This is a genomic window from Bacillus sp. B1-b2, from assembly GCF_009183415.1.
In the GTDB taxonomy this organism is placed as follows: domain Bacteria; phylum Bacillota; class Bacilli; order Bacillales; family Cytobacillaceae; genus Niallia.
In genome coordinates this window covers 176508-190433 of the sequence record NZ_WEHU01000003.1, presented here as the reverse complement: position 1 = coordinate 190433, position 13926 = coordinate 176508, and the positions used below count along the sequence as shown (strand labels likewise).

At 36.2% G+C, this 13926-nt stretch carries 13 protein-coding genes; all 13 read left to right on the top strand.

Annotated elements, in window-relative coordinates:
- Positions 1-4: 4 nt before the first annotated feature.
- Entirely contained in the window at positions 5-808 is an 804-nt protein-coding gene (locus F9279_RS04410) for an ABC transporter ATP-binding protein (protein ID WP_152111574.1), read from the top strand.
- 12 nt (positions 809-820) lie between these two features.
- Positions 821-2158, top strand: a complete 1338-nt coding sequence (locus F9279_RS04405) for an FAD-binding oxidoreductase (RefSeq protein WP_152111573.1) — start codon at positions 821-823, stop codon at positions 2156-2158.
- A 58-nt stretch (positions 2159-2216) separates the two neighbouring features.
- Complete coding sequence (locus F9279_RS04400) at positions 2217-3020, top strand: ABC transporter permease (RefSeq protein ID WP_226793246.1); 804 nt, start codon at positions 2217-2219, stop codon at positions 3018-3020.
- 83 nt (positions 3021-3103) lie between these two features.
- On the top strand, positions 3104-4099 hold the full coding sequence (locus tag F9279_RS04395) for an ABC transporter substrate-binding protein (protein ID WP_152111571.1): 996 nt from the start codon (positions 3104-3106) through the stop codon (positions 4097-4099).
- Positions 4100-4101: 2 nt separating this feature from the next.
- Entirely contained in the window at positions 4102-5460 is a 1359-nt protein-coding gene (locus F9279_RS04390; protein ID WP_152111570.1) for an amidohydrolase family protein, read from the top strand.
- Positions 5453-6709: an amidohydrolase family protein gene (locus F9279_RS04385; RefSeq protein ID WP_152111569.1), complete on the top strand. Its 1257-nt coding sequence runs from the start codon at positions 5453-5455 to the stop codon at positions 6707-6709. The genes F9279_RS04390 and F9279_RS04385 overlap by 8 nt, the downstream gene beginning before the upstream one ends.
- A 966-nt stretch (positions 6710-7675) precedes the next feature.
- Positions 7676-8650, top strand: coding sequence for an NAD(P)-dependent alcohol dehydrogenase (locus F9279_RS04380; protein WP_152111568.1), 975 nt, complete (start codon positions 7676-7678; stop codon positions 8648-8650).
- Between the two features lie 287 nt (positions 8651-8937).
- The gene (locus F9279_RS04375; RefSeq protein ID WP_152111567.1) at positions 8938-9138 is read left to right on the top strand and encodes a helix-turn-helix transcriptional regulator; all 201 of its coding nucleotides are present in this window, start codon (positions 8938-8940) and stop codon (positions 9136-9138) included.
- 6 nt (positions 9139-9144) lie between these two features.
- Positions 9145-9576, top strand: coding sequence for a hypothetical protein (locus tag F9279_RS04370; RefSeq protein ID WP_152111566.1), 432 nt, complete (start codon positions 9145-9147; stop codon positions 9574-9576).
- Between the two features lie 650 nt (positions 9577-10226).
- Positions 10227-10355, top strand: a complete 129-nt coding sequence (locus F9279_RS25900) for a hypothetical protein (RefSeq protein ID WP_264298220.1) — start codon at positions 10227-10229, stop codon at positions 10353-10355.
- 368 nt (positions 10356-10723) lie between these two features.
- Complete coding sequence (locus F9279_RS04365; protein ID WP_152111565.1) at positions 10724-11950, top strand: efflux RND transporter periplasmic adaptor subunit; 1227 nt, start codon at positions 10724-10726, stop codon at positions 11948-11950.
- Entirely contained in the window at positions 11934-12614 is a 681-nt protein-coding gene (locus F9279_RS04360; RefSeq protein WP_152111564.1) for an ABC transporter ATP-binding protein, read from the top strand. Before F9279_RS04365 ends, F9279_RS04360 begins: the two co-directional genes overlap by 17 nt.
- Positions 12611-13822 carry an ABC transporter permease gene (locus tag F9279_RS04355; RefSeq protein ID WP_152111563.1) on the top strand — a complete coding sequence of 404 codons (1212 nt, stop codon included), beginning with the start codon at positions 12611-12613 and terminating at the stop codon, positions 13820-13822. Before F9279_RS04360 ends, F9279_RS04355 begins: the two co-directional genes overlap by 4 nt.
- Positions 13823-13926 lie beyond the last annotated feature (104 nt).

The following is a 13926-nucleotide window of genomic DNA, read 5'->3' as shown; positions in this document are numbered from 1 at the left end:
CTTTATGCATCATACTAGTGTGATGGAAACAGAAAAGCCAAGTTCAGAGAATGATACTATTGTTCACTTACAAAATGTCAATAAGGTTTACCCAAATGGAAAAACAGCTGTTCAAAATGTAAGTCTTGATATTAAACAAGGAGAATTTGTTTCCTTTGTTGGACCATCAGGCTGCGGAAAATCAACCATCTTTAAAATGATTTCAGGATTAATTGAGCATACGGATGGAGAATTGACCATCTTGGGAACAAGTCCTCGCCTTGCTCAAAAGCAGAGTACAGATGTTTCCTTTGTTTTTCAGGATGCAACACTGCTGCCTTGGAGAAATGTAATGGATAATATTTTATTGCCCATGGAATTTCAACATATCACTAAGAAAAAAAAGGAAGAGATGGCTGAAAAGGTGTTGGCGCTAGTAGGATTAAAGGATTTCCGCAAGGCCTTGCCAAGAGAATTATCAGGCGGAATGAAAATGAGGGTATCTATAGCAAGAGCGCTTATTGCCAAACCAAAATTACTATTAATGGATGAACCTTTTGGTGCCTTGGATGAGATTACCAGACAGAATCTCCAAGAAGAGTTATTAAAAATCTGGCAAAAGGAACAGATGACGGTGTTATTTATTACCCATAATGTGTTTGAGGCAGTCTATCTATCTACAAAAATTGCAGTAATGACGCCAAGTCCTGGGAAAATTGAAAATACAGTGGCAGTAGATCTGCCTTTTCCGAGAAATGCTGAATTAAGAACTTCCCATCATTTTAGTGATATAGCAGCAAAGGTTTCTCATTATTTAAAACATAGATAGGTGGTGACTTTTATGTGGTTAGGAAAATTAATAGAGTTAGTTGGAGAAGAGAAAGTAATTATAAACGAAAATCTAAGAGAACGATTGTCAAAGGATTATTACTGGTATTCTCCTATACTCTTTGAAGAATTAAAGGATAAAATTGCTGATTGTGTGGTAAAACCGACATCTATCGAAGAGATAAAAGAATTAGTCACATTCGCAGTGGAACAGAAAGTACCAATAACCATTAGGGGCGCAGGAACAGGTAACTACGGCCAGGCAATTCCCTTAAAAGGGGGCATAGTTCTCGATCTAACAAAGTTTGATCAGTTGCTAGAGGTGACAGAAAATACAGTGAAAGTACAGGCTGGCATGCGTCTTGGCGTATTGGAAAAGACTCTGCGGAAACAAGGAAAAGAATTAAGAATTTTTCCTAGCACTTTTATGACTGCAACAGTAGGAGGCTTTCTCTGCGGAGGATCTGGTGGGATTGGGTCTATTCGATGGGGCAATTTATGGGATGGAAATATTCTTGGTGTCACCGTTATGACTATTGAAGGGGAACCTCGAGTATTTGCAGCGGTTGGTAACGAAATGGAAGACTACATTCATAACTACGGAACTACTGGCATTATATTGGAAGCAATATTGCCAGTGGAAGAGAAACAGGAGTGGACCCAGCATATTATTTCCTTTCCTACTTTTAAAGAAGCAGTGAAATTTGGCGATGAGCTAGCACATAATGAAGGAATAATAAAACGTCTTGTTTCGGTGTGTGAATGGCCAATTCCTTCCCATTTTCACTCCTTAAAAAACATCCTTCAGAATGAGAAATCTATTACCATGCTTGAAATAGAAGAATCATGCTTAGAAGAGTTACAGAAACTAGCAGATAAATATGGGGGAAGCTCTGATTTAATGATCCCAGCAACAAACTATCATAAAGGTTTAAAGGTATCAGATTTTACATGGAATCATGCCACTCTCTGGGCACATAAACATGGAGAAAATATGACATACTTGCAAGCGAGATTTAAAGTTGATCAAATTTTTGAGCAAATGGATACTTTAAGGGGGAAATTTGGGGAAGAGATTCAATTTCACTTTGAGTATATCAAAATAAAAGGGGAAATCACCCCTGCATCCTTACCAGTTATTCTTTACCAATCCAAAGAAAGGCTCTATGAAATCATTGAGTTCTGCCGCAGCATCGGGGTGGAAATTAATGATCCCCATACGTATCTGCTAGGATTTGGTGGCTATAATTTACAAATGGAAAAAATCTTGAAGAAAAAAATAGAGAATGATCCTTTCAATCTATTAAATCCAGGTAAGATTCCAACAAAACAAGAATCTGAGATTGTCTAAGAGGAGAGATAGAATGGAACAGGCACCACAAAAGGCTAGAGATGTTCAAATAGTTGGAATGAAAGGCGAAAAAACCTTTCGAAAGGTTTGGAGTGTTTGGATTCCTCCATTCATCGTATTCGTCTTGTTTATGGTGATTTGGCAATATGCAATCGTGTTGTTTCAAATTCCTCCTTATCTTTTGCCGAAGCCAACAGATATTCTTCAAGCTTCGATAGAAAACTGGGAGAATTTGAGGAATGCAGTTGTTCGAACGATAACAGCATCTGTCGTTGGATTTGTCTTTAGTGTAATCGGAGGGGTAGTTGCAGCAATATTGATGGCAAGTTCTAAAATAATGGAAAGAAGCTTGTATCCTTATGCGATACTTCTTCAAACTATACCAATCGTTGCTATTGCTCCTATTATCGTTATCTGGTTTGGTTCTGGAACAAACGCCATTGTTATTATAGCTTTTACTATCGGTTTCTTTCCGATGCTTTCCAATACACTAGTAGGCTTAAATGCAACAGATAGAGGAATGATTAATTTATTAACCTTATACCAGGCTTCCAAGTGGAAAATTATGTGGAAAGTTCGAATTCCGTTTGCTCTCCCGTACATCATGGCGGGTCTGAAAATCTCCTGTACACTTGCTGTAGTGGGAGCGATCGTAGGAGAGTATATAGCAGGTATTGGAGGAGGAGATGGGGGATTGGGGTATGCGATTACCGTTGCCTCCACTAGAATGGAAACTGCTTATTTATTCGCATGTGGAATTTCTGCCAGCATACTAGGAATTGTTTTCTTCCTCTTGGTCAATGTATTGTCGAAATGGGTTTTGGGATCTTGGCATGAATCTGAAATGAAGCGAGACAGCTAATAGTACGTTCAGCTTACTTGGTTTAACTGGAAATTTTTCTGCTAGATATATATTTTAGATAATCGTAAAGGGGAAATTAGTGGATGGGGAACTTAAAATCGTTCAAAAAAATGGGATTGTTTATTACTGCTGCGTCTATGCTGTTGCTTTCTGCATGTGGAGATACAGAAGATTCAGCAGGGAATGCCGAGAATGGAGATTTAGAAAAAGCCACACTAGTAACGAACTGGTTTGCACAGCCAGAACATGGCGGGAACTATGCTGCATTAAAACAAGACTTCTATAAGGACGAAGGTTTAGATATGACGATTGAGCCAGGAGGTCCCCAAATTTCCTCCACTCAGATAGTAGCTTCAGGAAAAGCGCAATTTGGGTATACACAAGCGGAAGATATTCTGATTGCCAGAGATAAAGGAATTCCTTTAGTAGCAATTGGAGCTATCTTCCAGAAAAGTCCGCAAGTTTTAATCGGGCATGATGGTACGCTGACTGATTTCAGTGATCTTGCTGGAAAAACAGTTTATACAGCCCCGGGTAGTGGATATTGGGAATATATTAAAGAAAAATATGATCTAGAGGTAAAAGATATGGCTTATACAGGATCATTAGCCACATTTATAGACGATCCGAACGCGGTAACACAAGGATATGTTACCTCTGAACCTCATGTATTAGAACAAGACGGTGTAAATACAGACTACTTATATATACATGATTCAGGTTTTGAAACTTACGCCAATGTTATTTTCACGACAGAGGATGTTATTAAAGATAATCCTGAGCTAGTTCAATCCTTTTTAAATGCAACCATTAAAGGATGGGAATATTATCGCAATCATTCAGACGAGATCAACCCATACCTAAAAGAGAAAAATCCAGATTTATCGATAGAATTAATGGATTACGGAGCGAAAACAGAAGAAGAATTAATTTTTGGCGGCGATGCAATAGAGAATGGATTTGGATATATGTCTGATGAGCGCTGGACAATGCTGCAGAAGGAATTGCTGGCTTTAGGCATTATTGAGAAGGAAGAAGATGTTTCTAAAATATTCACTAATGAATATCTAGGTAATTAGAAATGAAGGATTTGGAATTAATAAATGTTTGTATGCCTTTAACAGATCATAAAACATTATTTACAGTGGTCATAAGCAATGGCGTATTTACAAAAATCGTACCGCAGATTAAAAAGACGGAAAGTCATTTTCCTACATTTAAAGAGGGCTGGAACAATAAGGGGAATCATCCAATAATGGATATGGAGGGGAGGATTCTTCTTCCCTCTTTTATTGATATTCATACACACCTTGATAAAGCATTTTCTTTAAAAACGGTGCCGAATAAGTCAGGGACATTAATAGAAGCTATAAGGAATTATAGCGATAAAGCACCGTTATTTTCCAAGGAAGAAATTAAAAAGAGGGTCATAAAGGGAGCACTCCAAGCATTGACTTATGGCACAACACATATACGTACACATGTGAATTTCGAATGGAATGTATCTAGTAAATTGGCATTAGACCATTTGCAAGCAGTAGTAGAAGCAAGGGAGTGGCTTAGACCATATGTTAATCTACAGATTGTTCCCATGTTCTCTGATCTGTCAGCAAAAAGTAGAAAGGAACTTGAAATAGTAAAAGAAGCCATTTCCTACGGGATTGATGGCATTGGCGGAGCACCGCATCTATCAGTTAATGCAACGGAAGATATTGACCAGCTGTTTGAGCTTGCTGTCAAATATGATAAATTTATAGACCTTCATGTGGACGAACAGGATAACCCAGAAATTTGTACCATCCAAAAAATCATTGATAATACGAAAAAATGGGATTTTCAAGGAAGAGTGACAACAGGACATCTATGCTCTCTATCAGCTATGACGGAAGAAAAATCGAATCGCATTATAGAAGAAATAGTATCTCAGGATATTTATGCTGTTACATTGCCAGGCGCCAATATGTATTTACAAGGAAGAGATGACAAGGGACTGGTTCGAAGAGGGATAACCAGAGTGAAAGAGATGCTGCACCATAATGTTCAATTGGCAACTGCCTCTGATAATGTAAACGATCCTTTCCATCCATTTGGCCGGTTTGATCTCTTGCAGATAGGACTTCTAACGGCGTATACGGCACATCTCGCTAGTGAAGAGGAATTGATCACTGTGTTAAAGATGATTACCCATACTCCAGCACAGATATTCGGAGAAAAAGGATATGGCATAAAAGAAGGGGAAAAGGCTGAGTTTGTAGTATTTGATGCTATTAATATATATGATCTTTTTGCCAATCTATCGCCTACAAGATATGTGTATAAAAATAGAGAATGGATAAGTATAACTCAATCAGAGCAATTTTTTGGAAATGAAGGATTAAGAAGATGGATAGAGAATGATTCAGCATACTCTTTACAGAATGGTGGGATAAAGGATGTTTGATCTCGTACTGGAGAATGCGAAAATTCCATTTCAAAACAAACTTGTAAACATCGGGATAAAGGACGGAAAAATAATCTCTATCTCACAGGAGGAGTTAAAAGGCAGTAAGAAGTTAGATATAGAGAGTAATGTCCTATTACCTCCTCTAGTAGAAATGCACACTCATTTAGATACTGTGTTGACTGCAGGAGATCCCTATTTTAATCAGTCTGGTACACTAGGAGAAGCCATAAACATATGGTCTATTCGAAAGCAAGCACTCACGATAGAAGACATAAAAAGTAGAGCCTCTCGCGCACTTCGAATGCTGATGGAATATGGAGTCATGTATGTTAGAGCAGCGGTTGACATATCAGATCCTGAATTAACTGCTCTACATGCCATATTAGAATTAAAGGAGGAGTTTAAATCTTTCCTTGATGTCCAAATAATTGCTTTTCCCCAGGATGGAATCATTTCTTGTCTAGATAACCAATCTCGTTTAGAAGAAGCAATGTTGCTTGGAGCTGATGCAATCAGTGCAGTTCCACATCTAGAAAATACAAGAGAAGAAGGCGTTAAATCTTTGGAATTCGCATTTTCCCTTGCAAAAAGATATGGAAAAGAAGTACATGTGTTTTGTGATGAAATCGATGATGAAAATTCCCGATTTCTTGAAGTAGTCGCAAGTCTGACGCTACAGGAAGACTTGCAGGGAAAAGTAACAGCTAGTCATGCTAATGCTTTACTCTACTATTCTGATGCATATGCGAGTAAAGTCATGTCTTTAGTAAAGAAAGCTCAAGTTACTATTGTTTGTTGCCCGCTAGTAAATACTACGATGCAAGGAAGAGCAGATTCTCATCCAAAGGGAAGAGGGATTACTCGTATAAAGGAGCTGTCTGAACAGGGAATAAATGTATGCATTGCTCATGATGACATACAAACCCCTTTTTATCCATTTGGAAATGGCAATATCCTGCAAGCTGCACATATGGCTCTTCACTTGGCACACATGACAGGAAGGGACGAACTGAAGAAAATATTGGATATGATTACCTTTAATGGAGCTAATGCTTTTTCCATAAAGGAAAGCTATGGAATAGCAGAGGGAAACGAAGCAAATTTAATATGTTTCCCAGTGAAAGATGTATACGAGATTTTCTTTAAACAACCAAAATGTAGATATGTGTTCAAAAAAGGAGAACTCATGATTGAAACAATTCCAGAAGAAACTAGTTGGAAGAGTTTAATGAGTGCAACTAAATAATCTTGTTTTGTTAGAGGAAGCATGGGGGAACGTACTCATGCTTCTTTATATGCTGAAAGGGGAGAAATTACTGTACCTTATTTTCCTTTAACTGGATATATATTTCTCATACAAGCAGGTTCGTGACATTAGCAGGCTTCTATGTTCTAAATTTATTTATTTCTTAATATTTGGGTTATGATCCAACGGGAAAGCGTAATAACAAGAAGATATTAAACCTAGTATGTTATATACTTATTATAGAAGCTAGCCATTAATAGATAACCAATTAGTAGGTTATCTATCAATGCCTCTCATAAAGAAAATACTAGCTAGAGTTCTTAACTTACTTATCGGTTTCGTTAGAGTCCTCGGAATTTTCTTCATTATTCCTTTTGATTGTTATCCCAGTTTCAACATCCTCATCCAAAGCTCATGGAACAGGCTGAAATCAAAGAAACTAATAAAAATGCAATTAGATAAAGACTTAAATAACTTCAAGTTTTTCATTATTACACCCCTCCAAGTCTTTATAATGTATTAACATTAAATAATAAAAAATATGGTGTAAATGTGAATGTTTTTAATATGTAAATACTGATTTTTCTTTAGTTACTTAAATCACCTTATAACTTTTTATATTTGCTTTATATCACTTATACCAATAGAAAAGGATGAAACATTACAAAGGTGCTTTAGGAGCTAAAAAGGTAGTATTCCAGTAATAAATGAAATGCTAGAAGAAATTTGTGATTTTCACTTAAAATAAAGGAAAGTCTTTGCTTATGTTGCGATAGGGGCAGCATTCCTGTAATAAGTTAACAGAATGAGGAAGAAATATATAATATCGCACATATATATTAGAATGCCATACAAAAATATTATCTTTTAAAAACGTCCCTAAAACTTCGTCAAAATGAGAGAACAAAGACAGGACAGGACAGGATGGAATTTTATTAAAACCCCAAATGTGAAGGAGAGCTTAGTATGAAAGCTATGGTATACAATAAATATGGAACGTCTAACGTTCTAAAGTTAAAAGAAATAGATATACCTGCTCTAAAACAAAATGAAGTATTGGTTAAGATTCATGCTGTTTCTGTGAATTCATGGGACTGGGACCTTCTAAGAGGTAAACCATTCTTGACACGTCTTGGAGGATTTCTAAAACCAAAATACAAAATCCTTGGTGCTGATATAGCAGGAAGGGTTGAAGCAATTGGAAGAGAAGTAAAACATATCTCTGTAGGCGATGAGGTATTTGGAGACATATCCTGGTGTGGTTGGGGCGGATTTGCGGAATATGTAAGTGTTAATGCAGAGGCATTGACATTGAAGCCAGACAATATGACATTTGAAGAGGCTGCTGCAATACCACAAGCAGGAGTTCTAGCACTGCAGGGGCTTCGTGATGTAGGACAAATTCATGTAGCCAAAAAGGTCTTAATTAATGGTGCTGGTGGAGGTGTTGGGACCTTTGCATTGCAAATTGCCAAATTATACGGGGCTGAAGTTACCTGTGTGGACAGTAAGATGAAATTAGATACTCTTAAGTCCATTGGTGCAGACCATGTTATTGATTACAATGAAGAGGATTTCACAAAAAAAGGACAGTTATACGATTTAATTCTCGATGTTGTAGGAATTCGTTCTATATTTGACTACAAGCGTGTACTAAATCCTAAAGGAACCTATGTTATGATTGGTGGAACCACGTCTCTAGTCCTGCAATTATTATTGCTCGGACGTATGATTTATAAAAAGGAAAGTAAGAAAATGGTCATTCTTTTTCATAAACCAAACAGTAATGACCAAAATTATCTTAAAGATCTTTTTGTTGCAGGTAAACTTGTCCCTATTATTGATAGGAGATACTCGTTAAGTCAGGTTCCAGATGCGATTCGTTATCTTGGAGAAGGACACGCAAAGGGAAAAGTGGTCGTTTGCGTGGAAAATAGTTAGTTTTAAACAAGATACTATGAAATTATTAAAAGTGTTACCGCTCTTAGTATAGTAAATTTGTGAACTATTGTACTTATACTAAACGGGTGCGTATGTTCAAAATCAGCTGCTAATTCAGGCGGCTTTTCTTATGTTACTAAAGGGGCAGCATTCCTGTAATAAATGAAAAACTAGCTTATGGAAGAAATGTAGCAGTTTACTTAAAGAGTAACTCTCTCTTGAATGTAACATATATATTGAATAATGGAATATATATGTTACAATTAGTTTGAGGAGGGATATAACGTTTGGAGAATAAAGTTAAGATTGCTCGTACTCAAGTAAGTCTGACGCAACAACAACTGGCAGAAAAGATAGGTGTCACTCGCCAAACTATTAGTTTGATTGAGAAGGGAAAATATAATCCAACCCTAAAGTTGTGTCTGGATATTTGTTATACAGTTAATAAAACATTAGATGAAGTATTTTGGATAGAGAAAGGAGAATGATTAAAAATGAAAAAAATTACAGATGAACGATTAGTATTACAGAATTTAAAAAACATCCGCATTGCATATATCGTTCAAACTGTTGGTATTCTTGGTATATTAGGATATGACTTAGTTACAAAAGGGTTAGATGGAATGAGAGAAAATCCCTTATGGCTTGTGTTTATAATAACCACGGTTATTTCTGCATATTTATCAATGAGTATTAGTGCAGACCACGAAAATAATAAAGTTAACCCACAAAAGAGTCTAAGTATTTCGCTGGTTGTACTTGTTTTAATTTCAACTGTTGTAGGTTTTTTTGTATCGCTCACTGATGGCTTTACTATTACCAATGGGGTAATTGTGGGTGGAATATTATTTATTTGCGGTCTTATTCCAATCGTCTATATCTATAATCTACGAAAAAAACGACAAGATGATAATATCGAAGAATAACGGGAAAGTTTTTCACTAAACGGGTGCGTTAGCCAAACAAGACTATCATTACAATGGTCTTGTTTTCTTATGGGGCAATATTACGAATCTATTCTAAATCCCTTTTCTTTCAATTGTATTTTGTGTGACATTATAAAAAATACATGAAGATAAAGGATTTTAAATAAATTTATTGACATTTAATATAAATGTTTTCATTCCACGGTCTTTAATCATCATCAACAGCTCCTTTCTTAAAATTTATTATGTGAACATTTGTTCGTGAATCAAGTTGAAACAGAACTATCGTTCGTATATATTTTAATAAAGGAGATTCAATTAATGAAAAGGCCAGCTTGTAAAGTAAAGAGAGGGTCATAATTATCTCATTAGTAAAGCCTAAGAAGATAAAGAAACTAACAAGACCAAGTAGAGATGAAGTTGAGTTACAGGAATTGCTAATATCTTAACAGAAGCATTTCAGGAGAAAAGTGATTAAGATGGATGGTAATACGAAGTTAATCCATATTGAACGATTTACAGAAACAATTAAAGTACCTTTTATTGATATTTTCCATATACAGAGAACATAAAAGTCCTACTCGCTTGAGAAGGGCTGTTTTTTTTAGGATTCCATGACATTGGTAATTCTAAGGATGTCCCATTTTGCTATGAAATTCGTAATGGGTAAACCACCCATTATTACTTTAGAAACAGCCTTTGAAGCTTTTTCCTTATTTACAGAAGCTGCTGCTGTAGTGCTATCGAATAATAAACTCGAAGGAAAAAGGCTGGAATGATGCGAGCTATTAAATAAGGTAGTAAAGATTGTAGAATCCTTTCTGTGGTTATTTACGTGGTTTTTTAACCTTATCAGAAATGGATTCCTTTTTTTCATTTATTTCGTGTTTTAAATATTTTAAGAGAAAGCCGATTAGAACTGCGATGTTAGCTTATTTCAGAAACTTATAAATAATGCAGGATAAATGTAGAAAATATTAGGATATTTTGTTAAAAAAGCGATACATTTTCCAAGAGTTTAAGATATAATTTAGAAGAAATATCCATATTTATGTAAAAAGTGGGGGGAATAAGGGGAAACAAGGAGAAACAAGGAGAAACAAGGAGAAACAAGGAGAAACAAGGAGAATTAGGAGGAGGATTTAATGTGAAGAAAAAAAAGCTATGGTTCTCGATTGCTTCTGTCATGGGAGTAATAGTGATCGCGGTAGTGATAACATTTTACATAAAAGGGAAACAGGTAAGTATGGTGGACGGTGAAATTCAAGAATTGCCAATAACTGTTCAAAAAGCAATAGAACAAGAATTGACGGAGACGATACTTGTAACAGGGGAAATTGTTCCTGAGAGCGAACAGAAGGTATTTATCGAGCCAGATAATGGAGAAATCAGCGAATATAAGGTGGAAGAAAACCAGGTAGTGAAAGCGGGAGATCCTCTATTTTCATATGATTCTTCTAGACTAGATATTGAACAAAATAAAGCTGTCCGTGAAAGGGATTTAATTAAAAGTAGAGCACAAGTAGAACAAAATCAAATAGCAGAGTTAAGTAAACGAATTGAGGAGGCGAAAAATAAACAAGCTACACAGACTCCTATTGAAGAGAACACTTCAGAAGTGGATGTACCACAGGAAGATATCAATCAGCTAACTAGTGAAAAATTACAGCTAGAGCTTCAATATGAGAGTACAAAATCAGAGGTTACCTCTGCACAAGAGCAAATAAATGAAATAACAAATCGTAAAAAGGGAATGACAGTTGTCAGTAAAATAGATGGCATTGTGGTGAAAGTTAATAAAAACATTGCGAAAACAGAAGTCGGTTCTTCTGAGCCTGTTGTACATATTATATCCAGTAATCCATACAAAGTAATAGGAACAATGAGTGAATTTGATGCAGTGAAAATTCAATCTGGACAAGAAGTTGTCGTGCGTCCAAAGGTATTTAAGGATCGAAAATGGAATGGGGTTGTTGAATCGGTTTCCCAATTCCCGAATGGAGCAAGTGAAGGAGAAGAATTAGGAGGTAGCATGGGAGGTGGGAACGTGACAATGTATCCGTTTAAGGTTGCCATTACTGATGATACAGCAGAACTTCGTCAAGGTTACCACGTTTCTCTAGAGGTAAAAATAACTGGAATAGAAAAATTCCCAGTTATTCCGCATAGTGCCATCATAGATGAAGAGGGTATCCCAATCGTTTACGTACTTTCGAATGATAAATTAGAAAGACGTGAAGTAGTAAGTGGTTCCATGAATGATGAATTGATACAAGTAACGGAAGGAGTAAATCCTGATGAACTTATCGTTACGATTCCAAATGAGGAAATGTATGATGGAATGGAAGTGATCTCTTTTGATGAAATTGAGTGAGATTACAAAAGCATATGGAAAGGGATCTTTAGAAATTCCTATATTGCACGGTATTAATTTAACAATAGAAGATGGAGAATTTGTTGCGATTATGGGACCCTCTGGTTCAGGGAAAACAACCTTAATGAATATTATTGGTTTTTTAGATTCCCCTTCATCAGGTACGTATGAATTAGGCGAAGAGAAAATAACACTTGCAAAAGATAAAGAGCTTACGAAATTGAGAAATGAACATATAGGGTTTGTTTTCCAGCAATTCTTTTTACTTCCAAGATTAAATGTCCTGCAAAATGTAGAGGCTCCTCTTATCTATGCGGGGGTATCGAAGCGTGAAAGAATAGAAAGAGCAAAACAAATGCTTTCAAAAGTCGGATTAGAAGATAGGATGAAGCATTTGCCAAATGAATTATCAGGAGGACAAAAACAGCGCGTTGCTATTGCACGGGCACTTGTTAATAACCCATCCATTATATTAGCGGATGAACCAACTGGAGCACTTGACTCAAAAACAAGTGAACAGATTATGGAGCTTTTCGTTCAACTCAATAATGAAGGTAAGACGGTTGTGATCGTTACACATGAGAAAGAAGTTTCTGCCTATACAAATAGGGTGATTACTTTAAAGGATGGTTTAATAATAGGTGACCAGAGGTGTAGGCCATGAATTTGTTTGATAGCTTTAAAGTAGCATTATCCTCGATTTGGAAACATAAGGTTCGATCTATTTTAACAATGCTTGGAGTTATTATTGGTGTTGCAGCAGTAATCATCATTGTTGCTATTGGCCAAGGTGCAAAAACAAAAATGACGGAAGAGTTATTTAGTACAGATAAAAATGCTGTTGATATCTGGTATGAGCCAATTCCAGTTGAAGGTGAAGATGAATCTGAAATGTATTGGGAGGAGCCTGAATTAACTTCTGAGGACATAGAAACACTTTCAGAGGTGCCAGGTGTGGAAGCTGTTATTGCCACAAATCAAGGCTATGGTCCGATGGTTTATAATGATCAGCAAGGAGAAATGGAGATAACAGGAGTAGGCCCAGAATTTTTCTCCGCAAGAAATATTCAAGTCATTGAAGGTCGACCTATAAATGCTAGAGATAATGATGGTATGAACCGAGTAGTCATGATTGATACTGTAGCAAGAGATAAATTTTTTAAGAATCAAGAGGATGTAATTGGTGAGATTATTGAATTAAATGGTAATCCTTATAAATTAATTGGTATCTATGTATCTCCAATTCCAGAACAATATCAATATAGTGAAGTTGGAGAGATGCTTATGCCTCGAGCAGTCATTTCAATGATGTTTGGGAATAGGGAGATTGAGAGATTAGCAGTAATAGCAAGTGATTCAGAGAAAATTTCCGAAACAGGTTGGCTAGCAGCAAATGCATTAACCGAAAAGAAAAAACTGGAAAATGGAATGTATTCAATCAACGACTTTTCTGAATATGAACAGGAAGTAGATACGGTAATCACATTGATGACACTGTTTATTGGTAGTATCGCTGGTATATCTCTATTAGTTGGAGGGATTGGTGTCATGAATATTATGCTTGTGTCAGTAACGGAGCGAACAAGAGAGATTGGGCTAAGGAAAGCAATCGGGGCTACAAGAGGGAAAATTTTATTGCAGTTCCTTATTGAAGCGATGACATTAACTTTATTAGGAGGATTAATTGGTATCGGTATTGCAATAATTGGTGCGATAATAATTTCAAATTTATCCCCTATCACAGCTACAGTTAGCCCGCTTGTTATATTCATAGGAATAGGATTTTCTGCGTTTATAGGAATTATTTTTGGTATACTTCCAGCTAACAAAGCTTCTAAACTGAGTCCAATTGATGCATTAAGATATGAATAGTAATGGACACCCCTTTAAACAAAAGCGGGTGTTTTTTCTTTCAATTTTTAATCAATATGACCATAATGTACCATTGTAAGCCGTCGACTCTTGATGGTCATAGG

Bases quoted from the DNA above. Each gene is read 5' to 3' on its own strand.
- F9279_RS04390 (WP_152111570.1), top strand. From the start codon at position 4,102: ATGAAGGATTTGGAATTAATAAATGTTTGTATGCCTTTAACAGATCAT.
- F9279_RS04355 (WP_152111563.1), top strand. From the start codon at position 12,611: ATGAATTTGTTTGATAGCTTTAAAGTAGCATTATCCTCGATTTGGAAA.
- F9279_RS04400 (WP_226793246.1), top strand. From the start codon at position 2,217: ATGAAAGGCGAAAAAACCTTTCGAAAGGTTTGGAGTGTTTGGATTCCT.
- F9279_RS04385 (WP_152111569.1), top strand. From the start codon at position 5,453: ATGTTTGATCTCGTACTGGAGAATGCGAAAATTCCATTTCAAAACAAA.
- F9279_RS04370 (WP_152111566.1), top strand. From the start codon at position 9,145: ATGAAAAAAATTACAGATGAACGATTAGTATTACAGAATTTAAAAAAC.
- F9279_RS04395 (WP_152111571.1), top strand. From the start codon at position 3,104: ATGGGGAACTTAAAATCGTTCAAAAAAATGGGATTGTTTATTACTGCT.
- F9279_RS25900 (WP_264298220.1), top strand. From the start codon at position 10,227: ATGAAATTCGTAATGGGTAAACCACCCATTATTACTTTAGAAACAGCC.
- F9279_RS04405 (WP_152111573.1), top strand. From the start codon at position 821: ATGTGGTTAGGAAAATTAATAGAGTTAGTTGGAGAAGAGAAAGTAATT.
- F9279_RS04380 (WP_152111568.1), top strand. From the start codon at position 7,676: ATGAAAGCTATGGTATACAATAAATATGGAACGTCTAACGTTCTAAAG.
- F9279_RS04410 (WP_152111574.1), top strand. From the start codon at position 5: ATGCATCATACTAGTGTGATGGAAACAGAAAAGCCAAGTTCAGAGAAT.